This window comes from Micromonospora sp. HM134 (assembly GCF_007833915.1).
GTDB classification, from domain to species: Bacteria; Actinomycetota; Actinomycetes; order Mycobacteriales; family Micromonosporaceae; genus Micromonospora; species Micromonospora wenchangensis.
Window position 1 is genome coordinate 3,426,212 of the sequence record NZ_CP041061.1, and the last position, 23,968, is coordinate 3,450,179.

Annotated in this window: 10 protein-coding genes; 6 read left to right on the plus strand and 4 right to left on the minus strand. The window is 76.7% G+C overall.

Annotation, left to right across the window (positions count from 1 at the left end; translation table 11 throughout):
* Positions 1-497 precede the first annotated feature (497 nt).
* The 6 genes from FJK98_RS14700 (at position 498) to FJK98_RS14725 (ending at position 13,290) form a co-directional block, all read left to right on the plus strand.
* Positions 498-1,373, plus strand: a complete 876-nt coding sequence (locus tag FJK98_RS14700) for a DUF4132 domain-containing protein (RefSeq protein ID WP_145919517.1) — start codon at positions 498-500, stop codon at positions 1,371-1,373.
* Positions 1,370-6,118 carry a hypothetical protein gene (locus FJK98_RS14705; protein WP_145919518.1) on the plus strand — a complete coding sequence of 1,583 codons (4,749 nt, stop codon included), beginning with the start codon at positions 1,370-1,372 and terminating at the stop codon, positions 6,116-6,118. Before FJK98_RS14700 ends, FJK98_RS14705 begins: the two co-directional genes overlap by 4 nt.
* Positions 6,115-7,278, plus strand: coding sequence for an AAA family ATPase (locus tag FJK98_RS14710; RefSeq protein WP_145919519.1), 1,164 nt, complete (start codon positions 6,115-6,117; stop codon positions 7,276-7,278). The genes FJK98_RS14705 and FJK98_RS14710 overlap by 4 nt, the downstream gene beginning before the upstream one ends.
* Positions 7,262-10,771, plus strand: coding sequence for a DUF5682 family protein (locus FJK98_RS14715; RefSeq protein WP_145919520.1), 3,510 nt, complete (start codon positions 7,262-7,264; stop codon positions 10,769-10,771). The genes FJK98_RS14710 and FJK98_RS14715 overlap by 17 nt, the downstream gene beginning before the upstream one ends.
* Positions 10,768-12,624 (plus strand): hypothetical protein, encoded by a 1,857-nt coding sequence (locus FJK98_RS14720; RefSeq protein ID WP_145919521.1) that lies wholly within the window; start codon positions 10,768-10,770, stop codon positions 12,622-12,624. Before FJK98_RS14715 ends, FJK98_RS14720 begins: the two co-directional genes overlap by 4 nt.
* Before the next feature lie 75 nt (positions 12,625-12,699).
* Positions 12,700-13,290: a carboxymuconolactone decarboxylase family protein gene (locus FJK98_RS14725; protein ID WP_145919522.1), complete on the plus strand. Its 591-nt coding sequence runs from the start codon at positions 12,700-12,702 to the stop codon at positions 13,288-13,290.
* 88 nt (positions 13,291-13,378) lie between these two features.
* Here the strand turns inward: FJK98_RS14725 and FJK98_RS14730 are convergent, their stop codons facing one another.
* The 4 genes from FJK98_RS14730 to FJK98_RS14745 are packed head-to-tail and all read right to left on the minus strand — an operon-like array spanning position 13,379 to position 23,887.
* Positions 13,379-13,648, minus strand: a complete 270-nt coding sequence (locus FJK98_RS14730) for an acyl carrier protein (RefSeq protein ID WP_145919523.1) — start codon at positions 13,646-13,648, stop codon at positions 13,379-13,381.
* Positions 13,648-16,851, minus strand: coding sequence for an amino acid adenylation domain-containing protein (locus tag FJK98_RS14735; protein WP_145919524.1), 3,204 nt, complete (start codon positions 16,849-16,851; stop codon positions 13,648-13,650). The genes FJK98_RS14730 and FJK98_RS14735 overlap by 1 nt, the downstream gene beginning before the upstream one ends.
* 23 nt (positions 16,852-16,874) lie before the next feature.
* On the minus strand, positions 16,875-18,380 hold the full coding sequence (locus tag FJK98_RS14740; protein WP_168222473.1) for a class I adenylate-forming enzyme family protein: 1,506 nt from the start codon (positions 18,378-18,380) through the stop codon (positions 16,875-16,877).
* A complete protein-coding gene (locus tag FJK98_RS14745; RefSeq protein ID WP_205789454.1) occupies positions 18,377-23,887 on the minus strand; it encodes a non-ribosomal peptide synthetase/MFS transporter in 5,511 nt (1,836 codons plus the stop codon). Before FJK98_RS14745 ends, FJK98_RS14740 begins: the two co-directional genes overlap by 4 nt.
* Positions 23,888-23,968 lie beyond the last annotated feature (81 nt).

Sequence of the window (23,968 nt, forward strand, 5' to 3'; positions counted from 1 at the left end):
CCGTTCGGTCAGTTCTCGGCGTCGGGGCAGCCCGGACGCGTCGTTGTCGCCCCGGTGTCCTGACTCGCGGTGGTCCCACCCGGCTCATTCGCCCCGCCGGTCACAGTGCTGTCGGCGGCCGTCGTCGAGTAAGAATCATCACTGGCGGTGAGCCGCCGGGCGTGCTCCACGATCCCTGTGCCGGCGGGGTTCCACGGTCGTCCGCGGCGGGCCCGGGTCGCGCCCCGGGCCGGTGCCGAGTCGCCGGGCGGCCCCTCGGTCGCCGGTGGACCCGGTCCGCGAAGCCTTGCCGGTCACGGGTGCGGCGTGGCGGCACCGGGCGGACGGGACGACGTCGTCCGGTGGACATCTCCCGTCACACCCGTCGATGGTCACCGACAGTGAGTCGGCCGTGTCGTCGTCGGGGCCGTCGCCGGGTGCCGGGACGACCGCCCGACTTTGTCGCCCGGGTGGGCTAGCCTCCGGTGTCTTCTTTCGTCGAGACGTGGGGTGTCCACATGGGATGGTCAGAGGTGTCGGGTGGCTACCAGGTCACTCTCCGCGACGGCGACGTCGTCGCCCGGAACGCCAAGGGGCGGGAACTGCGTTCCGTGCCGGCGTCCCTGCGCGACGATCCGACCGTGGTGGGGCTGCGGCAGCTCACCGAATGGCTGACCCGGCACGAGACCCAGTGCCGCACCGACATCGAACGCTGGATGGTGCGTTCGCTGCCGGTGCCGGTCGCGGTCCTGACCGAGGTGTGGCCGGACGAGGCGTGGCGCACCGCGCTCACCGACCTCGTCGTCGCGGTGCTCGACGACGAGGGCCGGCGCGACCCGGACGGCGTGGGCCTGCTCCGCGAGGTGGTCGACGGTCAGGTCGGTCTGGTCGACCTCGACGGCGACAGCGTCCGCCGCAGCGCCGACCGGGTCGTCATCCCCCACCCGGTCACCCTCGACGACCTCGACGACCTGCGGGAGTTCGCCGCCGAACTCCAGGTGCGACAGTCCGTCGACCAGCTCTTCCGGCAGACCTGGGTCCGGGGGGCGGACGTCGACGCGACGGCGACCCGCTACGGCGGCTACGCCGGCGGCCGGTACGACCAGCTCCGGCACCTGACCGCCCGGGCGACGTCGCTCGGCTACCCGGTACGCGGCGGCAACGCGGTGTGCCGGATCGTCGAGAACGGTGTCACCGTCGAGGCCCGCTCCTGGGTCGGCGCGGACGACCCGTACTACGAGACCGAGACCGGTGACCTCGTCTTCACCGACCGGCACGGCACCGCCCTGCCGCTGGGCGAGGTCGGCCCGGTGGCCTGGTCGGAGGGAACCCGGATGGCCGCCGCGCTGTACGCCGGCCGGGTCGTGGCAGCAGAGCAGGAGGAGGACCAGTGAGCGTCGACCCGACGGACCTGTTGGAGGCGGGCGCCGTACTGCCCGTCGGCACGGTGGTGGCCAAGGACGACACCAGCGACACCCTGACCGCCCGCCGCTACACCCACCCCGTCCTCGCCGGACGGACCGTGGTCCGGCTGGTCAGCGACGCGCTGGGCGAGGCCGAGGACCTGTCCATGGAGTTCCTGGGCTTCGCCCGGCCGCAGCGGGTGACCCCGGTCGGCGTGGTCCGCCAGCAGGCGCTCGGCTTCCCGGCCTGGGCGCTGGTCCACGACCCGGCCAACGGCCACCACGCGCTCGCCCTGGTCAAGGAGATCGAGCGGCTGGCCCGCACGGCGCGGTCCCGGGTCGGCCCGGCCAAGGACGGCTTCAACGCCCTCGGCGAGCGGCTGGCCCGGTCGGTGCCGCACTTCCTGCCGACGTTCTACGAGGAGGCCGGCCGGGCGTTCCTCGCCGCCGACAGCGTCACCCACGCGGCGACCATGTTCGGCAAGGCCCGCGACGCCGAACGCGCCTACGGCCTGACCATCGACGAGGACCGCCAGCACGCGGTGTTCCTGGAGTTCGCGCTGGCCGGGGCGTTGACCGCGAAGGCGCTCTCCGGCCACGCCCGGGACCTGGCGGCCCGGCGCACGCCCACCGACGCGTACGCGATGTTCCTGCGGCTGTGCGTGGAGCGCACCCTGGGCGGCCTGCCGCCGTACGCGGCGATGCACACCGACCTGCGCCGGCTGGCCCGCGCCGCGGGCCTCGACCCGGCCACCGAGGACGAGCGGGTGCTCGGCGAGCTGCTCGCCGCCCCGGCCCTGCACCGGGCCCCGGAGGCGTTCTGGACGGCCTACCGGCAGCCACTGGCCCGGCTCGCCGCAGCCGACCCGGCGCTGCGCGGCCGGCTGCTCGGGCTCACCCCCCGCAACTGCGGCGACGACGTCTGGCTGGCGGTGCTGGAGGAGGCCGACGCCACCCGCGCGCTGACCGGGCCGGCGGGCGACGTCCCCGCCGAGGCCGAGTCGCCCGACGGGCCCGCCGGCTGGCTGCGCCGCTTCGACGAGCACCGGGAACGCCGCTCCTGGCGGGTCCGCAAGCGGCACCCCGGGCTGCTCGCCCTGGTCGAGCGGATGGCGGGACGACTCAAGGCCGACGGGGTGCCGGTCGCGCTCTGCCGCGACCACGACGCCGTCGACCTCGACCTGCTCGACACCTGCCTGGCGCTGGGGGTGCCCGTCGCGGAGCCGACCGGCGACGCCCGGCACCGGCTGGACAACTGGTTGTCCGACGACACCGACGGCCGGCGTGACCTGGTCGCCGTCGCCGCCGACCCCCGGTTCCTGCCGATGCTGGTCGAGGGCGTCGAACGGCGGCTGCGCACCGGCGGGCGGGACCTGCGCGACCCGACGCCCCGGGTACGGGAGATCGTCGCGGTGCCCGGCCTGCGGACCGCCCTGCGGCGCTGGCTGGACACCCTCGCCGACGCCGTCGGGCGGCAGGGGCTGCCGGCGCTCGACCAGCACCTCGACCGGGTCGGCACGGTCGCCTGCCCGACCGGCTTCGCGGTCAACCCCGACGCGGTACGGCGGCTCGTCGACCACGACCTCGGCCCGGTCCTCGGCCGTACGCTGCGCTCCGGCCTGCTCGACGAGTACGGCTGGCCCGCCCTGGACACCGCCGCCGAACGGCTCGGCGAGTCGGGGGCGGACGTCCAGCTCACCGGTCAGTGGCCCTACCTGCTGCTGCTCACCGGCGACCTGGTGGCGGTCATCGGGCCGGACGGGGTGGAACAGGAACACCTGATGCGGATCCCGGCCGGGGAGAACCGGTACCGCTGGCGGCTGGTGCTGCGCCACGTCGACGGGCAGCTGCTGGTCTGCTGGGACCGGGGCCGGGACCGGGCCGCCTACTGGAGCGGCACCCCGGACGACATCTTCACCCTGGCCGACGACGCCTTCACCACCTACCCGCAGCTGTCGTTGCCGCTGCCCGGCGGCGGGCGCACCCTGGGCCGGCGTCCGTTGCGCGTCGGCGACCGGGCCGAGCGGACCGGCGGCCGGGTGATCAGCGACGGCGACACCTACTGGGTGCGCGCCGCCGACCACCCGTTGGGCTGGCGCGAGTACGACCCCGCGACGGGCGAGGCCGGCCGGTTCTCCCGGCCGACGTTCTTCGAGGACGGCACCGTCGACGGTCGACCCCTCGACGCCGAGGCGTCCTGGCTGCGCCCCACCCGGTCGTCCGACAGCCCGCTGGGCCGCGCCGACGGGCTGGCCGGCTGGCGGGTCCGCCGCGCGGCGGACGGCGGCTGGTCCGGCGAGGCCGTGAACGGGCTGTCGTTCGTCCTGCCGGCGGGTGCCGCCGACGGCAGGCTCGCGGCGGCGGTGCGGTTCCCCGGCGCGGACACCACGTTCGGGCTGCTGCGCCGTGGCCGGGGCACCGGCGGCGAGCTGCTGATCTGCGCCGAGGACGGCTTCGTGCTCGGGCGCTACCCGTCCGGCGACGAGCGGTCCGCCTTCGCGGCCGGCAGCCGGCTGGTGCCGCCGGCGGAGTACTGGCACTTCCTGCGGCCCCGCGACGAGGCCGGCTCGGCGGCGCTGCGCGCCGTCACCGACGCGCAGGCCGGCGCCCTGCTGGCCGAGGCGGCCGGGCTGGACGCCGCGCAGGTGCGTGCCCTGGTCGGCCGGCACCTGCCGCAGCTCACCGCGCCCGCCCTCGTCGCCGGGGTCGCCGGGCTCGTCACCCGGGCCGCCGGGCAGGTGGCGCGGCTGCGCACGCTGGCCGCCGTGCTCGACGGCGAGCAGGACAACGCACTGCCGGCGCAGGAGGCCCCGGCCGCGTCGCCGGCGGTCGACCGGCTTCTCTCCGAGGGGCTCGCCGGGCTGATCCAGTACTGCTACAGCGCCGAGGACAGCTCCCTGCGGCTGATCTCCCGCGCGGGTGCCGCGCTCACCGGCACCGACCCGACGCCGGACGCCCGGGGCCAGCTGGACGGTGATCTCGACTGGTTCGACCTGCTGGGGGTGCTGCCGGCCGCGATGTACCGGGCGGTGGCCCCGATCTGCCTGTCCGAGGTCCGCGAGGCGCTGCTGACGTTGCTGGAGGTGTGCGCCCGCTCCGGGCTCCTCGCCCCGGGTAGCCGGCTGCGGCGGGCCACCCTGGTCGCCGACGCCGACCAGCCGGTCGACCAGGTCCGGGGACAGGTGCTGACCGTGGCCGGCCGGCGGCTGCTGGTGCTCGCCGTCGACACCGACGACCGGGAGGTCGACGTGCTCGACTGGACGCCGACCGGACGGTTCTCGGCCGTGCCCGGTTTCCGGATCACCGAGGAGGAGATCCTGGCAACCGGTGACGTCACGTCGCAGCGGCTCGACGAGTTCGTCCGGCTCGCCCGGGTCAACGGGCCGCTGGAGTGGCACCCCGGGTGGGCCCGCACGCTGTCCGAGGCGGCGGGCATGAGCCACGCCGAGGCGGTGCTGCTGCTGGCGGGCCTGCCCCGGCTCACCTGGGAGAAGGCCCCCGCCGAACTGCGGACCATCCTGGAACTGCCCGACCCGGCGGCCGCTGCCGCGGCGGCCCGGTTCTGGGGCACCGGCGGTCGCGGTCGGCAGGCCTTCGCCACCCTCCTCGGACAGCTGATCCCCGAGGACCCGGCGCGGCTGTGGGTCGACGGGCCCCGACAGGATCTGATCGTCGAGGAGTGGGTCCGGCGGCACGGGCCACGGCGACCCGTGCCCGACGACGTGATCGTCGGAGTGGACCGGGCCGAGGTGACCAGCCCGCTGCCGGCCTCGACGGTGGTCCACTGGGTCGCCAACGCGGCCACCGGCCGGTGGCTGGCCGGTGCCGACACCGGCGTCGACGACGACGACGCGTTGATCGCGTTGACCAGGACGCTGCCGTGGCTGGCGTACCACCTGGCCGTCGACGACCCGATCCGGGCGGCGTTGCCGGTCGCCGCCGACCTGGCCCGGCAGCGGTTGACCGACCCCGGGTTCACCGTCGCCGTCGGGCACGTCGACGGCGCCAAGCTGTCGGCGTTCACCGCCGCGTTCGGCCTGCCGGTGACGACCGGCCCGGCCGGCACCGAGGTCGGCCCGGTGCTGGTCCCGCCGGCCGACCGCTGGCACCGGGTCCGGTTGTACCCGTCCCGGCTGTCCGGAACGGACGATCCGGCGCTGGCCGTGCTGCGGGCCCGCCTCGACCACGTCAACGAGCAGCTGCTCGCGGCCCTGCGGGCCCTGGTCGGCGGCCAGCTCACCGAGGTGGTGTCGCACGTCGTCCCGGCGATGGACGACGGCTTCGCGCAGGACCCGACCCGCTCCGACCCCGAACTGGTCGCCACGGTCGCCGCGACGCTCGGGCTGGGCGTCGACGCCGCGGCGCTCTACCTGCAACTGCTCGCCCTGCCCGACCCGACCGACCGCAACGTGGCGCGGTGGACCGGCTGGAAGCCGGCCCGGCTCAAGGCGGCCCGCGCCGAGTTGGCCGCCACCGCGCACGTCGTCGCGGCGAAGCGGCCCCGGGCCGGGCGGTCGCTGTTCCTGCCCGGCGGCTGGTTGGCGCTCAAGGCGCCGCTGCTGCCGCTGGAACGGTGGAAACTCCCGCTGCTGATCGGGGGCGAGGGCGGCGTGACCGCACTGGGCATCGTCTCCCCGGTCGCCCCCGCGCCCCGCCTGTTCGCGCTCGCCTGGGCCCGGCTGCGCGACGGCGACGCACCCCGCTTCGACGATCTTGTTACGGAAGGGCGCCGATGACCACCACGACCACCCCGGCGGCTCGCCAGGTCCAGCCGGCCGAGCACGCGTACGCCGCCGAACTGGCGTTCCTCGCCGCGTACGACGACGGACCCCGGCCGCCGGGCTGGCGGTTGACCCCCCGCGCGGTCGTCACGTTCATCGTCGGCAGCGGCGGCGTCGCACTGGAACTGCCCCGGCAGGCCCGCCGCGACGACCTGCCCCGCACGGCGACCGTGACCACCAAGTTCGTCGGGGAACGGGCGCTGGTCGAACGCTGCGTGGTCACCCTCGCCGGGGAACGGGGCCTGCTGCTCGTCGGTGAACCGGGCACCGCGAAGTCGATGCTGTCGGAGCTGCTGTCCGCCGCGATCTGCGGCAGCAGCGAACTGGTCGTGCAGGGCACCGCCGGCACCACCGAGGACCAGCTCCGCTACGGCTGGAACTACGCCCTGCTGCTGGCGCACGGGCCGAGCGCCGCCGCGCTGGTGCCCTCGCCGATCCTGTCCGCGATGCGCACCGGCGCGGTGGCCCGGGTGGAGGAGATCACCCGCTGCCTGCCGGAGGTCCAGGACGCCCTGGTGTCCATCCTGTCCGACCGGCGGATCGCGGTGCCCGAACTGTCCGGCACCGCCGACGCCACCGTCCCCGCCGCGCCCGGGTTCACCCTCATCGCGACCGCCAACCTGCGCGACCGGGGGGTGTCGGAGATGTCGGCGGCGCTCAAACGCCGGTTCAACTTCGAGACCGTCGGCCCGATCGGCGACCTGGCCCAGGAGATCGCCCTGGTGCAGCGGCAGGCCCGCGCCACGCTGGAACGGGTGCGCGCCCCGTTCGCCGTCGACGACGCCGTGCTGGAGGCGCTGGTCACCGCGTTCCGCGACCTGCGGGCCGGCCAGTCGGTGGAGGGTTGGGAGGTGGAGCGGCCGTCCACCGTGATGAGCACCGCCGAGGCGGTGGCGGTCGCGTCGTCGCTGGCGCTGGCGGCGGCCTACTTCCCCGGCGACCGGGACGTGGTGTCGCTGCTGCCGGGGCACCTGCTCGGCGTGGTCCGCAAGGACGACCCGGCCGACGGGGCCAAGCTGCTCGGCTACTGGGACGGCGCGGTCCGGCGGCGGGCCGAGGACGGCGCGCGCCTGTGGCGGCGGCTGTGGGAACTGCGCGATGTCCTCACCGACTGACCCGACCGCTCCCGCCACCGGGGTGCCGACGCCGGTCGACCCCACGGTCGCGGTCGCCGCGCTGGCCGGGCACCGCCGGCCGTACCTGATCGGGGTACGGCACCACTCGCCCGCGCTGGCGGTGGCCCTGCCCCGGCTGCTGGCCGGGTACCGACCCGAGGTGCTGCTCCTGGAACTCCCGCCGGAGCTGGGGCAATGGCTGCCGTGGCTCGCCGACCCGGCCACCACCGCCCCGGTGGCGCTGGCCGGGGTCCTCGGCGACGGCGGCGGGCCGGCGTTCTACCCGTTCGCCGACTTCTCCCCGGAACTGGTCGCGGTGCGCTGGGCCGCCCGCAACGGGGTCCCGGTCGTACCGTGTGACCTGCCGCTGACCGACCCGGCCTGGCGGGAGCGCGAACCGGGTGCCGCACCGACGCCGGGCCGGTCGTTCGCCGACGCGCTGCGCGCCGCCGGCAGCGGGCGGGCCGACGAGGACCTGTGGGACCGGTCGGTCGAGGCCCGCGCCCCGGGCGCCGACCCGGAAGCGGTACGCCGTGCGGCGCTCGCGGTCGGCTGGGCGTTGCGCGCCGACGCCGAGCGGGGACCCGGGGTGTCCCCCCTCGACCTGCGGCGGGAGGCCCGGATGCGGCAGTGCCTGGCCGAGGCGGGGCCGAGCCGGGTCGCCGCCCTGGTCGGCGCGTTCCACGCCCCGGCGCTGCTGACCGGGGAGGACGCCCCGCCACCGGCCGGCCCGGCCGGCGCGCCGGCGGTGGTGACCTCGCTGGTGCCGTACACGTTCGGGCTGCTGGACGCCCGGTCGGGCTATCCGGCCGGCATCCGCGACCCGCAGTGGCAGCAGTCGGTCCTCACCGCCGACGGCGACCCCGCCGCCGTCGAGTCGGCGACGACGGACGCCGTGGTGGCGGTCTGCGCGGCGATCCGCCGGGCCGGTCACCCGGCCGGCCCGGGTGAGGCCCGGGAGACCGTCCGGCTCGCGCTCGACCTGGCCCGGCTGCGCGGCCTGCCCGCGCCCGGCCGGGGCGAACTGGTCGAGGCGATCCAGAGCGTGCTGGCCCACGGCGAGGTGCTCGGCCGGGGCCGGGCGGTGGCCCACGCGATGGAACAGGTGCTCGTCGGGGACCGGCGCGGCGTGCTGGCCCCCGGCACCCCCCGCTCCGGGCTGGCCCCGGCGGTCCGCGAGCTGCTGGCCGGGCTGCGGCTGCCCGGTGCCGGCGACCCGGCCCGGGAGCTGCGGCTGGACCCGCTGCGCTCCGCCCTCGACCGGCGGCGGGAGATCACCCTGCACCGGCTCCAGGTCTGTGCCGTCGCGTACGCCGAACAGGTCGGCGGCACGGGCGTCGGCGGGGTGGACCCGGTCACCACCCGGTGGCGGGTGCAGTGGTCGCCCCGGACCGAGGCGACGATCGAGGTGGCCGGGCTGCGTGGGGTGACCCTCGGCCAGGCCACCGAGGGCGCCCTGGTGGAGCGGCGACGGCGGGAACGCGCCGAGGACGGCCCGACCGTCGCCGCCGTGATCACCGGGCTGGCGGACGCCGCCCGGTGCGACCTGACCGGGCTGGCCGCCCGCCGGCTCGCCGAGGTGGCGGTCACCGTGCCGGCCGAGGGCACCCTCGGTGAACTGGTCACCGCGTTGGCGCTGCTCGACCGGCTGCGTCTGGGCCACCTGCCGGGCGGCTCCGACCTGCCGCCGGACGAGCTGGGCCGGGTCGCCGAGGCGCTGGAGAGCGCGGCGGTCCGGCAGGTCGACGGGCTGGCCGGCGCGCAGGACGTGGCCGACGCCGAGGCGTTGGCCACGCTCGCCCAGCGGGCCGACGCCGCCGGGGCGGGGCTGCGGCTGGCCGACTGCCTGGCCCGGCTCGCCGCCCGGGGCACCCCGCTGATGGCCGCCGCCGCCGGGGCGGTGCAGGTGCTGCTGTGCCTGCGGGAACCCGCCGCCTTCGGACGACTCGTCGCGTCCTGGGTGGACACCGCGACCACGCCCGCCGGGCGGCAGCAGCTCCAGGGCCACCTGACCGGGCTGCTGGTCGTCGCCGAACCGCTGCTGCGGGCCAGCGGCGAGGTGTTCGACGGGCTCCTGGAGCGGGTCGAGACGCTGCCCGACGAGGAGTTCCTGACCCGGCTGCCGGCGTTGCGCGCCGGCTTCCACGTGGTCAGCCCGGCCGGCCGGGACCGGCTGCTGGAGGTGGTCCGGGGCCGGCTCGACGACGCCGGCCCGGACGTCGACGTCGCGGTGCTCGACGACCCGGACGCCCTGCTGGTCCGGCTGCGGGCCGACGCGGCGGGACGCCGGGCGCTCCTGGCGCAGGGCCTGCTCGCCCCCGAGCCGGCGGACCCGTCGCCGGAACCGGTGGTGGACGTGACGCGGCAGGCCACCCGGCGTACCCCGGCCGGCGGGCTGTCGACGGTGGACCGGTGGCGGCTGGTGCTCGGGAGGGAGTCGACCCGGGTCGGGCCGCGCGCCCGCCGGTACGCCACCGCCCTCGACGAGCTGTACGGGGCGGGTCGGGGCGAGGGGGCGGCGGCCGAGGCGGCCGGTCGCGCCGGCCGGGAGGCATCGTTCCCCGGCGTACGGGAGTGGGCGCAGGAACTGTCCGCCCTGTTCGGCCCCGGCGTACGCGAGGAGGTGCTGGCCCGGGCGGTGGAGGCGGGCCGGCTGGACGCGGCCACCGAGCTGGACCCGGCGGCGGTCCGCCCGTCCGTCGAACTGCTCCGTGACGTGCTCACCCTCGCCGGTGGGCTGCCGGAGTCCACGGTGGCGCGGCTGCGCCCGCTGGTGGCCCGGATCGTGGCGGAGCTGACCCGGCAGTTGGCCGCCCGGCTGCGCCCGGCGCTGACCGGGCTGACCACCCCCCGGCCCACCTACCGGCCGGGCGGGCCGCTGGACCTGCCCCGGACGCTGCGCGCCAACCTGGCCACGGCCCGCCGTGACGAGCAGGGCCGGATGCTGCTGGTGCCGGACCGGCCGGTGTTCCGCACCCGTGCCCGCCGGGGCGTGGACTGGCGGCTGGTGCTCGTCGTCGACGTCTCCGGCTCGATGGAGGAGTCGGTGATCTGGTCGGCGCTCACCGCCGCCGTGCTGGCCGGCGTCCCGGCGCTCAGCACGCACTTCGTCGCCTTCTCCACCGAGGTGGTGGACCTGACCGAGCGGGTGGACGACCCGCTGGCCCTGCTGCTGGAGGTCAGCGTCGGCGGGGGCACGCACATCGCGGCCGGGCTGCGCTACGCCCGGTCCCTGGTCACCGTTCCGCAGCGGACGATGGTGGTGGTGATCAGCGACTTCGAGGAGGGGTACCCGATGGGTGGTCTGCTGGCCGAGACCCGGGCGTTGGTCGAGGCGGGCTGTCAGGTGCTGGGCTGCGCCAGCCTGGACGACACCGGTCGACCCCGGTACTCGGTGGCGGCGGCGGGTCAGCTGGTCGCGGCGGGAATGCCGGTGGCCGCGTTGGGCCCGCTGGAGCTGGCCCGGTGGGTCGGGGAGCAGGTGCGGCGGTGACCGGCCTGCCGCCGGTGACCGCCCCGGTGCTGGCCGAGGCGTTGGACGCGCTGCCCGCCCGGCTGCGCCGCAAGGTCGACGACGCGGTCGTCCGGGCCGGCGGCTGGCCGGTCACCGGCACGGCCGATGGGGTGACGGTCCGGGTCGACGAGGCGACCACGGTGACCCTGGTGACGGTCGACGGGGCGGTGCGCCGCGCCGCCGACGCCCGGTGCAGCTGCCTGCTCGCGCCGAACTGCCTGCACCGGATGGCGGTGCTCGCCCTGGCCCCGGTGGACGACGCGGCCCCGGTGGAGGTGGACGGGGCGGCCCGGCCGCCGGCCGCCGGCCGGCCCGTCGACCCGGCTGTCGCCGCCGACCCGCCCACCGGGGCGACCGGCGACGCGGTGCCGGACGCTGCCGGGTCGGTCCCCGCGCCCACCGGGCGGCAGCGGGCCGCCGCCGACGGGCTGTGGCAGGTGGGTGTGGCGGTGCTCGCGGCGGGGACCGTCGGCTGCGGGGTGGTGCTGCGGACCGCCCTGCTGCGGGCGGTGCACGAGGCCCGGGCCAACGGCCTGCACCGGGCGGCGGCGTCCGGGACCCGGGTCGCGGCGGGGCTGCGGGCCGCCCGGGAGGGCGAACCCCAGCACCGGCTGGCCGACCTGACCGACGACCTGCGGGAACTGCTGGCCGTGTCCCGCCGGCTGCGCGGGGACGCGCCCGCCGGTGACCTCGGCGCGTTGCTGGGCACCGCCCGGCGGGCCTACGACCCGCAGGCCGGCCTGCGACTGTTCGGGCTCTGCACGGTCCCGGTGGTGGCCGATTCCGGGTACGCCGGGTTGGTCACCTACCTGGCCGACCGCGACGGTCGACTCTGGACGGTCGCCGACCTCGCCCCGGGGGACGTGGGCCGGGCCGCCGGCGCGGGCGACGCGACCGTGGCGGTGGGCGAGTCGGGGCTCAGCCACCGGCAGCTCACCCGGGCCGGGCTGGTGGTGTCCGGCGGCACCGCCTCGGAGTCGGGGCAGTTGGGTGCCGGCCGGGCGGTCCGGGCGGCGCGGGCCGCCGGGGTCGGCTGGGCCGACGAACCCCTCGCCGGGCTCTGGGCGCAGCCCCTGCCCGACCAGGTCCGGCGGGCCTTCGGCGCGGTGGCCCTGCCGCTGCCGGAGCGTCCCGCCGGTGCCGACCTGCTCTTCCTGACCGTACGGGTGCTCGGCGGGCACGACCACACCGTCCTGGTCGACACCGGCGACGGGGCGGTCCTGACGCTGACCGTCGCCGACGAGCACGCCGCCCTGCCGCACCGGGCCAACCTGCGCCTGCTGGGGCAGGCGGTGGGGGCGCGGCTGCGCCTGGTGGGCCGGCTCGATCCGACCCGCCGGGCGACCGTCCAGGCGCTCGCCGTGGGACCGGTCGACGGCGACGGGCCGGGGCTCACCCTGCCGGCGAGCTGGGCGGGTCACGCCGACCTCGGCTACGACCGGCTGCACACGAGCCAGCTCAGGACGGGGGACGACGCGGCGGCGGTGCCACCGCCCGACCGGCCCGCGGTCCCGGACGCGGCCGTGCCGCGTCCCCGGCTCGGCGATCCCGCCCTGGGGCTGCTGCGCCGGCAGGTGGAGCGGGTCGTCTCGGGTGGCCGGGCGATCCAGGCGTTGGCCGACCCGACGGAGCGCAAGCTGCGGCTGGCCCGCCTGGACCTGGGCGCGCACCTGCTCGCCGCGCTGGGATCGGCGGCCCGGGCCCGGCCCCGGGATGCCTTCGGGCGGCTCACCGACGACGACGGGCAGGCGTTCGCTGCGTCCTGGCTGGCGTTGGCGGTCTACGAGGAGGCGGCGTCCCGGGCGTCGACGGAGGCGTCCTGGCTGCCCTGACCGTCCGCGCCCGACCTGTCACACCGGGGCGGCGGTGGGCGTCTACCTGTCGAGACCAGCCGACCAGGAGGCGACATGAGCAGCACCCGGGTTCCCAGGGCCGAGATCACCGGCCTCTACGGTGCCGTGTTGAAGAGGTTCAGCCGGAAGATGTTCGGCGACGTGCCCGAGTCGCTCGAGGTGATGTGGCACCACCGGCCGGTGCTGCGGTTCGGCCTCGGCCTCGGCCAGCGGTCCCGCCGGTGGCACGCCTGCGACCGGAACCTCAAGTCGTACGCGCACATGGCGGTGGCCGCCCGGATCGGCTGCGGCTTCTGCCTCGACCTGGGGTACTTCCAGGCGCACAACGACGGCCTCGACCTGAGCAAGGCACGTGAGGTGCCCCGCTGGCGCGAGTCGGACGTCTTCACCCCGGCGGAGCGGGACGTGCTGGAGTACGCCGAGGCGATGACGCAGACCCCGCCGACGGTCACCGACGAGCTGTCCGCCCGGCTGCTGGCCCACCTCGGCGCGGCGGGCCTGGTCGAGCTGACCGCGTGGATCGCACTGGCCAACCAGTACGCCCGGACCAACGTCGCGCTCGGCATCGAGGCGCAGGGCTTCGCCGCCGCGTGCGGTCTGCCGCCGCTGCCGCCCCGGGCCCGGCCGGACGGCGCGACGGTCTGACCGCCGCCCGCCCGCCGCCGGCAACCGTTCCCGCCCGGGGCGGGTTCCGCCCGGCCCGGCCCGGGTCGCCCGAACCGGGCCGGGCCGGTCAGCGGGCGTCGTCGGGCACGGCGGCGGTCAGCAGCGCGACCAGGTCGTCGAGGGTGTCCAGGGGCCGTCCCGGGCCGTTCAGCTCGACCTCGACGTCGTACTTCAGCTCGATCGCGTCGACCATGCGCAGCAGGCCGAGGGAGTCGACGCCGAGGGCGACCATCGAGCCGCCGGTGAGCAGGTCGGTGGCCGCCACCTCGCCCCCGGTGGCCTCGCTGACCAGGTCGGCGAGCCGCCCCCGCAGGTCGGTGGTGTCGCTGGTGTCCATCAGCACTCCTTCACGGACGGCCGGACGATCTCGGCGATCTCGGCGATGGTGGGGGTGTCGAAGAAGGCGTCCAGGGGCACCTCGACGCCGAGCCGTTGCTGGATACGGCCACTGATCCGGGTGATCGTGAGGGAGTGGCCGCCCAGGTCGAACAGGTCCTCGTGCACGCCGATGTCGGGAATCCGCAGCACCTCCTGCCAGATCAGCCGCAACTGGGTCACCACCGGATCGTCGTCCGCGACGTCCCCGGCCGGCCCGACGTCCCTACCCGGTGCGGCCGTAGGGTCCGGCCCGACGTCCCCGGCCGGCGCGCTGTCCCGGGTGAGGTCGGTGGTGAGGTCCAGGGCGGCCAGGGCGGCCCGGTCGACCTTGCCGTTCGGGCTCGACGGCAGCCGGTCGAGCGGCACGAAGTCGGTCGGCAGCACAGCCTGCGGCAGGCTCGCCGCCAGGTGCCGGCGCAACCCGGCCGGCTCGACGACGGCACCGGCGCGGGCCACCAGGTAGGCGACGAGCCGGGGTTCGTCGGCGTCGGAGCGCAGCACCGTCGCCGCGTCGGCCACGTCCGGATGGTCGAGCAGCCGGGCGTCGATCTCGCCCAGCTCGACCCGGTGTCCCCGGATCTTGACCTGGTCGTCGGTGCGGCCGAGGAAGTCCAGCCGCCCGTCCGGCCGCCACCGGCAGCGGTCACCGGTGCGGTAGAGCCGCTCGCCGGGCCGCCCGAACGGGTCCGGCACGAACACCTCGGCGGTCCGGTCGTCGCGCCCCCGGTAGCCGGCGGCCAGCCCGGCGCCGGCCAGGTGCAGCTCGCCGGGCACCCCGATCGGCGTCGGCTGTCCCGAGGGGTCCAGCACGTACGCCCGCACGTTCGGCAGTGGCCGGCCGATGGTGACCTCGTCGGGGTCGGCGGGGACGTCGGCCATCGTGGCGTACACCGTGGCCTCGGTGGGGCCGTACCCGTTGACCAGGCGGGCGGTGCGGGCCCGCAGCTCCCGGGCCAGGGCGGGCGGCAGGGCCTCGCCGCCGGTGACGGCGACCAGCGGGGGCGGCGTGACCCCGGCGGCGTCCGGTCCGGGCGTGCCGAGGCCGGCCTCCAGCAGCACCCGCCAGCCCGAGGGGGTGGCCTGGGCGTGGGTCACCCCGGCGGCGTGGACCAGCCGCAGCACGCCCGCGCCGTCCAACGGGCCGACCGTCGAGGCGACCACCACCCGGCCGCCGGTGACCAGCGGCAGGAAGACCTCCACGGTGGAGATGTCGAACGACAGCGAGGTCAGGTGCAGCCACCGGTGCGCGGGGCCGCCGCCCAGCAGGTCCCGTACCCCCAGCAGCAGGTTGGTCAGCGCGCCGTGCCGCACCGCGACACCCTTGGGCCGGCCGGTCGAGCCCGAGGTGTAGAGCAGGTAGGCCAGGTCGTCGGCGGCCGGCGTCGCGACGGGGCCGGTCGGCGTCGGCACCGGCCCGGCGAGCAGGTCGACCCCGTCGAGGGCGAGGGTGGGCCAGGGCAGCCCGCCCGCCGTCGGCGTCACCACCAGCGTGGGGTCGGCGTCGGCCAGGACGAGGTCCCGGCGGGCCGGCGGGTGCTGCGGGTCCACCGGCAGGTACGCGGCCCGGCAGCGCAGCACCGCCAGCAGGGTGACCACCGCCCGCCAGGACCGGTCCAGCGCGACCGCGACGAGCGTCCCCGGGCCGACCCCGCGTTGCCGCAGCAGCCCGGCCAGCCGGTCGGCGGCGGCGTCGAGCTGGGCGTAGCTGAGCGTCAGGTCGTCGTCGACCACGGCCGGCGCGTGCGGGTCGGCGGCGACCCGGGCGGCGAACAGGCCGGGCACGCCCGCCCCGGCGGGGTACGCCCGGCCGGTGTCGTTCCACTCCCGGGTGACCCGGTCGCGTTCGTCGGCGGGCAGCACCGGCAGTTCCGCGACCGGCCGGTCCGGGTCGGCGAGCGCGGCGGCGAGCAGGGTCCGCAGGTGCGCCCCGATCCGGCGTACCGCGTCGGTCGGCACCGCCGCCGGGCTGTGCTGGAGGCTGACCGTGAGGCCGGTGGGGGCGTCCACGATCTGCACGTGCAGGGCGTTACGGGCGGCGCCGCCGAACAGCGTCCAGTCGATCTCGGCGGCCACCCCGGGGAAGGCCGGCTCCCCGCCGCGCCGCCGGTAGCCGACGCTGACCGGGGTCACCGCCGGGGCGGGCCGCAGGCCGGGCACCGCGTGGGCCAGCGGCACGGCCCGGTACCGGTACACCTCGCGCAGCCGGTCCCGGACGGCGCGGGCGTGCGCGCGGAACGTGCCGTCGGCCGGCGCGACGGTGACCGGCAGTTCGTTGACGAACAGTCCGATCCGGTCGGCCTGGTCCGGGGTACGGGTGGACAGCGCCACCCCGATCGGCAGGTCCCGGTTGCCGTACCGCCCGAGCAGGGCGTGCAGCGCGGCGAACAGCAGCTCGAAGCGGGTGACCCCGAGCGACCGGGCCGTCGGGTCGATGCCGTCGACCACGTCGGCGGGCAGCGCCACCTCGACGGCGACGCCGGGCTCGGCACCGGTGGGCACCCGGCGCAGGCCGGGCAGCACCACGTCGCCGGGGCCGGACCAGTGCCGCGCCCAGAAGTCGCGGGCGGCGGGCAGGTCGACGGCGATCCGCTGCTGCTCGGCCGCCGCGAGGCCGGCGTGGTCGTCGCCGGGCCACGGCTGTTCACCGGGCTGCCGGTGGACGTCGGCCGGTCCCGGGGCGGGGTCGCGTGCCGGGTCGACGGACCGGGCGGCGGCGTACCCGGCGGCGAGGTCGGCGACCAGCACGTCCTTGGAGGTGCCGTCGAAGACCAGGTGGTGCGCGGTGACCAGCAGCAGGTGGCTGCCCGTCGCCCCGGTCAGCAGGGTGAACCGGGCCAGCGGGCCGGTCCGCAGGTCGTACGGTCGGGCGATCTCCTCGGCGACCCGCGCGTCGGTCAGCGCGCCGGAGGTGACCGCCGGGCGGGTGTCGGCCGGCGTCAACCGGGGGGTGCCGTCCTCGTCGGTGGCGACCCGGGCGGACAGGACCGGGTGCCGGGCGACCGTCGCCGCGCACGCCGCGACGAGGGCGGCCCGGTCCAGTTCCGCGCCGAACCGGATGCCCAGCGCCATGTGGTACGCCGTGCCGGCGACCCCGGCCTGCTCGGTGAACCAGACGGCGTGCTGCGCGAAGGTCGCCTCGGCGGTGCCCACATGCTCTCCCATGGTCGTGCTGTCGGTGCGGGTGGTCAGTTGTCGAACAGGGCGGTGAGCTGCCGTTTGAGCACCTTGCCACCCTCGTTGCGGGGCAGCCGCGGAAGCAGCAGCAGCCGGGCGGGCAGTTGGTGGTCGGCGAGCCGGTCGGCGAGGAAGCCGCGCAGCGCCGGCAGGGTCAGCCCGTCCGGGCCGGCCTGCGGCCGGGCCACGACGGCGGCGGCCACCGCCGACCCGAGCACCGGGTGCGGCACCCCCACCACGGCCACCTCGGCGACCAGCGGATGCTCGTGCAGCGCCGCCTCGACCTCGACGGTGGAGACCTTGAACGCGCCGGTCTTGATCACGTCCTGGTGCCGGTCGGTGAGGTAGAGGTAGCCGTCGGCGTCGATCCGGCCCACGTCGCCCATCCGCACCCAGCCGTCGCGGAAGGTGGCCCGGTTCGCCGCGTCGTCCCGGTAGTAGGCGCGCGGGTGCGGGGCGCGCAGCCACACGTCGCCGGTCGTCCCGGCGGGCAGCGGGCGGCCGTCGGGGTCGGCGACCATGAGCTGCCCGCCGACCGGCCGGCCGACCGCGTCCGGCCGGGCCGGGTCGTAGATCATCGTGGTCTGCGCCGGGGCGGCCTCGGTCGAGGTGTAGTAGTTGACGATCGTGGCCTGCGGGAAGGCCGTGGCCAGCCGGGCCGCGACCGCCGGGGGCAGCGGCGCGGCGGTGGAGCCGATCAGCTGTACGCCGCTGGTGTCGCGGTCCCGCAGCGCGCCGGAGTCGAGCAGCTCGATGGCGATCGACGGGACCACGAAGACGGTTCCGGTGCCGGGGGCGGCGACCAGCCGGGCGAACCGGACCGGGGTGAACCGGGGCAGGGTGAGCGCGGCGGCCTTCGCGGTCAACGCGTTGAGCAGCATCGTCTGCCCGGCGTTGGTGCCGATGGCGAAGGCGTGCAGGAACCGCTCCGAGTGGGCCAGGGCCAGCCGGCGGGGGTGGTGCGGCGCACCGGCGGTGAGGTTGGCGTGCCGGGCCGCCACCCCCTTGGGCCGGCCCGTGGTGCCGGAGGTGTAGAGGATCTGGGCGAGGTCGCCGGGGCGGGCGGCGGACGGGGTGTCGTCGTCGTGCCCGTCGGCGCGCAGCTCGGCGTCGCCGTACACCGCCACGCCGGGTGGGGTGGGCGGGGCGGGGGTGTCGTCGCCGTGCACGACGGCGGTGGCCGCGCAGTGGGTCAGCGCGTACCCGAGCTGCCCGGCGGCCAGCCGGTCGGACAGCGGCACCGCCACCCCGCCGGCCCACAGGACGCCGCAGTACGTCACCGCGTACCGGACCCAGTCGCGGGGGCCGAAGAGCAGGCCGACCCGGTCGCCGGGGCGCAGCCCCCGACGGCGCAGCGCGGCGGCGACGGCCCGTGCCCCGGCGGACCACCCGGCGAAGGTCAGCGCCGCCACCTGGTGCACCTCGACCGCCACCCGGTCCGGGTGCAGCCCGGTACGCCAGTCGAGCAGCTCCGGCAGGGTACGCGGCGGCGGCGTACCGGTGGGTGTCGTGGTCATCGCGTTCTCCCCGCCGTTCCGACGCCCACCGGGGTCCGGTCGGCGAGGTCGGCCGTCCGGGCCCGGCGTTCCTCCAGGCCGACCAGGTCGTCCGGGGGCGCGTCGGGCACCTCGTCGTCGAACCGGGCCAGGGTGGGGGTGGCCAGCGACACCAGCGCGGTCAGCGCGATGCAGACCCCGAACAGCACGTAGAGCAGCCCGTGCCCGCGACCCGGTCCGACCCCGAGCACCGCGCCGACGGTGCCGGCCAGCGCCCCGTCGGGCAGCAGCGTCGGCTCCACCACCCGGGCGGCGAACGGGGCGACGAGGCCCCAGCCCAGCGGCAGGGTGGACTGGGCGACCATCTGGTTGACCGCGAACACCCGGCCGTGCACCCGCGCCGGCACCTTGGTCTGGATGATCGTCTGGTAGACGCCGTTGACGATGCCCAGCGCCAGGTACATGCCGAACGCGCCGGCCCCGATGAGCAGCAGGTTGGGCCGCAGCCCGGTCAGCACGGCGGCCACCGCGATGCCGAGGGTGCCCAGCAGCACCGCCCGCATGCGGCGGTGCCGGGGGCCACCCCACAGCAGCATCACCAGGCCACCGGTGGCCGCGCCGACCCCGCCGGTCAGCGCGATGCGGGACACGTCGGTGAGGTCGGCGAAGCCGAGCACCAGCGGGGAGAGCAGGAACAGCACCGGGAACAGGAAGAAGTTCAGCGCGGCGAAGAACGCCAGCATGGCGCGGAACTCCCGACGCCGCAGCGCGTAGCGCAGCCCGGCGACGATCTCGGTGCCGATGCCCTCGCGGCGGCGCAGGGCCAGCGTGCGGGGGAACCGGACGACCGCCAGCACCCCGACCGCGAACAGGTACGACGCCACGTCGATGAGCAGGATGCCGCGCAGCCCGACGGTCTCCAGCAGGGCCACGGCGAGCAGCGGCACGGTGAACTGGGTGAGGCCGACGGCGGTCTGGGTGAGGCCGTTGGCGTGCCCGAGGAAGCGTTTGGGCACCAGTTGCGGCACCGCCGAGACGAACGCGAGCCGTTGGAAGGCCAACGCGACCGACAGCCAGCCGACCAGCGGATAGAAGTGCCACACCTGGGCCCGGTCGGTGAACACCAGCCCGGCGAGCACCGCGTTGGCGCTGCCGGCGGCGAGCCCGGCGGCCAGCAGCACCCGTCGCCGGCTGGTGCGGTCGATCAGCGCCCCGGCCAGCGGCGCGACCAGCAGGCCGGGCAGCAGACCGAGCACGGCGAACAGGGCGAACCGGGCGAGCGACCCGGTCTGCGTGTAGATCCACAGTGGGATCGCGAAGGTGGTCAGCGCGGTGCCCAGCCCGGACACCACCTGACCGGCGGCGACCAGCCCGAAGCGACGCAGGCTCGGCGGCGGGGTCCGGTCACCGCCGGCCGTCGGGCCCGGGGCGTCCGCCGTCGGGGGCCCGTCGGCACGGGAGACGGCGGCGAGCCGCCAGGGCGGTGGCGTGGCCGGCGGCCCGGCCGGGACGGACCGGGGTGGCGCGTCGAGCCGCCGGTGCACGTCGGTGACGATCTCGGCCAGTTCGGCGGCCCGGTACTTGAGGAAGTAGTGCCCGCCCTCGTCGATCACGGCGAGGGCGGTGCGGCCACTGAGGAAGTGCCACTCCCGGTACCGTTCCTCGTGGTAGTCGGTGCTGCGGTCCCGCTCGCCGACCACGGAGACGACCGGCGCGCGCAGCGGGGTGACCCGCTGGCGCATCAGCGTGGTGAAGTAGTCCTCGCTGACCCGGGCGTCGTGCCGCATCGCCCGCACCAGGAACCGCACCTCGTCGGGGGCGAGCGAGCCGACCGCGGTGCCCTGCGCCTGCAACCAGGTGCGGTAGATCCGGTCGCTGCGCAGCCGCTCGGCCAGGCGCAGCCGCAGCAGCGGCCCGAGCGGCCCGTCGGCGGGCCGGGCGAACGGGAACACCGCGCCGAGGTACACCGCCAGCAGTTCCCGCCCGGCGGCCTCCAACCGGCGGGCCACCTCGACGGCCAGCGCCCCGCCGGGGCCGCAGTGGCCGTACACGATCAGCGGGCCGGTGACCCGGCCCAGCACCTCCGCGACCACGTCGGCGGCGACGTCGGCGATCGGCGCGGGCTCGTCGGCGAGACCGATGTCGTGCCCGGGTACGGCCACCGACAGCAGCCGGTACCCGGCCGGCAGCGCGTCGGCCAGCGGCTGGTACACCACCGCGCTGCCCCCGCCGTACGGGACGCAGAGCAGGGTGGCGACCCGGTCGGCGGCGGGCACCGGCGGGGTCAGCTCGTGCAGCAGCCCGGCCCGGCCGGCGTCGGGTCCGCCGACGAGATCCGCCAGCTCGCGTACGGTGCGGTGCCGGAACAGGTCCATCACGCTGACGGTCGGCGGGGTGCCGTCGACGACGGCGGGCAGTTCCCGGCGCAGCCGGGCCACCACCCGGGTGGCCAGCAGCGAGTGCCCGCCCAGGTCGAAGAAGTCGTCGGTGACGCCGACCTCGGGCACCCCGAGCACCGCCCGCCACACGTCGGCCACCAGCGTCTCCACCGGCCCGACCGGGGGTACCCGCTCGCCGGTCGGGCCGTCGTCGGTGGGCTCGGGCAGGGCCCGCCGGTCCACCTTCCCGTGTTCCTGCAACGGCAGCCGGTCCAGCACCACCCAGCGGGTGGGCACCATGTGCTCGGGCAGCCGCCCGGCGAGCCGGCGACGCCAGCGCGCCGGGTCCGGGCCGTCCGCGTCCGGCGTCGCCTCCAGGTAGGCCACCAGCCGGTCGTCGCGCAGCAGCACCGCCGCCTGGCGTACCCCCGGGCAGTCCCGCAGGGCGGCCTCCACCTCGCCCAGCTCGACCCGGTAACCACGGATCTTCACCTGGTGGTCGCGCCGGCCGAGGAACACCAGCTCCCCGTCGGCCCGCCAGCGGGCCAGGTCGCCGGTGCGGTACAGCCGGGCCCCCGGCGGCCCGTACGGGTCGGGCACGAACCGTTCGGCGGTCAGGCCGGGCCGGTGCAGGTAGCCCCGGGCCAGCCGGTCCCCGCCCAGGTACAGCTCACCGGGCATACCGACCGGCACCGGGCGCATCCGCTCGTCGAGCACGTGCACCGAGGCGTACGGCAGCGGCCGGCCGATCGGCACCGGCCCGACGTCCGGCGCGTCGGCCGGCACCCGGTAGGTGACCACGCCGACGGTGGCCTCGGTGGGCCCGTAGTGGTTGAACACCCGGGTCGGCCCGGCGGCGAGCGGGGCGGTCCGCTCCAGGTCGGACGCCTCACCGCCGAGGATCAGCGCGCGGGCCGGCAGCAGGTCGTCCGGTGCGCAGTCGGCGGTCAGCGCCGCCAGGTGCGACGGGGTGATCTTCAGGTAGTCGATCCGTTCGTCGCGCAGCCGGGCGGCCAGTTCGGCCCCGGTGCCCCGGCGGGGGAGCAGGTGCACCGCGCCGCCGGTGGCCAGCGCCAGGTAGAAGACGGTGACGGCGAAGTCGAACGACATCGACTGCAACAGCCCGTACCGGGCGGCCGGGGCGACCGCGAACCGGTCCGCCACCCCGTCGAGGTAGCGCAGCACCGGCCGGTGCGGCACGGCCACCCCCTTCGGGGTCCCGGTCGAGCCGGAGGTGTAGATGACGTAGGCCAGGTGCCCGCCGCGCACCCCGGTCGCCGGCCGGTCGTCCGGCTGGGCGTCGACCTCGGCGGTGATCTCGTCCAGGCAGGTCGCCGCCGCCCCGGCGGGCAGCCGGTCGCGCAACCCGGCGTCGGTCAGCAGCACGGTCGGCCGGGCGTCGGCGAGCATCAGACCCAGCCGGGCGGCCGGCTGCTCCGGGTCCAGCGGCAGGTACGCCCCGCCGGCCCGCAGCACTCCGAGCAGCGTCACGGCCAGCTCGACGGACTGCTCCAGCAGCACCCCGACGAGGTGGTCCGGGCCCACGCCCCGGGCCCGCAGCCAGTGGGCGAGCCGGTTGGCCCGCCGGTCCAGTTCCCGGTAGCCGATCCGGTCGGTGCCGCAGACCACGGCCGGCGCGTCGGGGGCGGCGGCGACGTGCGGGTCGATCAGGTCGGCCAGGGTGACCGCCGCCCCGGTGACCCCGGCACCGGTCGGCGGTCCGCCGGCCCGCTCCCCGGCGAGGGCCAGCATCCGGTCCCGGCCGTTCGGGTCGAGCAGGTCCAGGTCGACCACCGGCCGGTCGGGCTCGGCGACGGCGGCGCGCAGCAGCGTCCGGAAGCTCTCGGCCAGCCCGGCGACGGTGGCGGCGTCGAACAGGTCGGTGTGGTAGACGAACGTGCCGCGCAGCCCGTCGGCGCTCTCCCCGACGTAGAGCGACAGGTCGAAGCGGGCGCTGGCCGCGTCGGTGCCGACCGGTTCGGCGTGCAGGCCGGCCGGCCACCGGTCGCCGCCCCGGGCGTAGTTCTGCAGGGTGAACAGCACCTGGAACACCGGGGCGCGGGCGACGTCCCGGGTGACGTTCAGCTCCTTGACCAGGCGTTCGAAGGGGATCTCCTGGTGGGCCAGGGCGCGCACCACGGTGCCCCGGTTGCGGCGCAGCAGGGTCGCGAAGCCCGGCTCGGCGGCGGTCGCCGGGTCCGGGGAGAGGTCGGCGCGCAGGGCCAGGGTGTTGACGAACAGGCCGACGAGGTGTTCCAGCTCGGGCACCACCCGCCCGGCCACCGGGGAGCCGACGGCGAAGTCCCGCTGCCCGCTGTAGCGGAACAGCACGGCCTGTAGGCCGGTGAGCAGGGTCATGTAGAGGGTGGCCCGGTGGGCCCGGCCCAGCCGGCGCAGCCCGTCGGTGAGGTCGGCGTCGACGGTGAACCGGTGGGTCGCGCCCGCGTACGACTGCACGGCCGGCCGGGGCCGGTCGGTGGGCAGTTCCAGCGGCGGCACCCCGGCCAGCGCGCGGGTCCAGTGGGTGAACCCGTCGCCGGTCGGCGGGCCGTCGAGCCGGTCCCGCTGCCAGCCGGCGTAGTCGACGTACCCGGTGGTCGGCGGTTCGGGCGGGTCGCCGCCGTCGCGCAGCGCGGCGTAGCCGGCGGCGATCTCCCCGAGCAGCAGGTCCAGCGACCAGCCGTCGCTGACGATGTGGTGCATCGCCAGGTGCAGCAGGTGTTCGGTGTCGGCCAGCCGGACGACGAGCACCCGCAGCAGCGGGGCGACGGTCAGGTCGAACGGGGTGTGCACGGAGTCGGCGACGAGGGCGTGGGCGGCGTCGGTGGTCGGCGCGGCGGTGACGGTCACCGGCACCCGTACCTCGGGCAGCACCGTCACCACGGGCTCCCCGTCGGCGCTCTCGGTGAACCGCATCCGCAGGCTGTCGTGCCGGGCGACGGTGGCGTCGAGGGCGGCGCACAGCAGGTCGACGTCGAACGCCCCGCGCAGCCGTACGGTCGTGTGGACGACGTACGCGGCGGTGCCGGGGGAGAGCTGTTCGGTGAACCAGATCCGCTCCTGGGCGAATGACAGCCGGGGATTTCCGGCGGCCCGGGGGATGGTGGAATGCGGCGGGGCGGCCCGCGTCGGTACGTCAACGTTCGTCACGCGGCGCCTTACTCGAAACGGTGCGGGCAGTGGCCAGTAGTCTGCCCGGCGGGCCCGAACCGTCGGATCGGCTGATCGGTC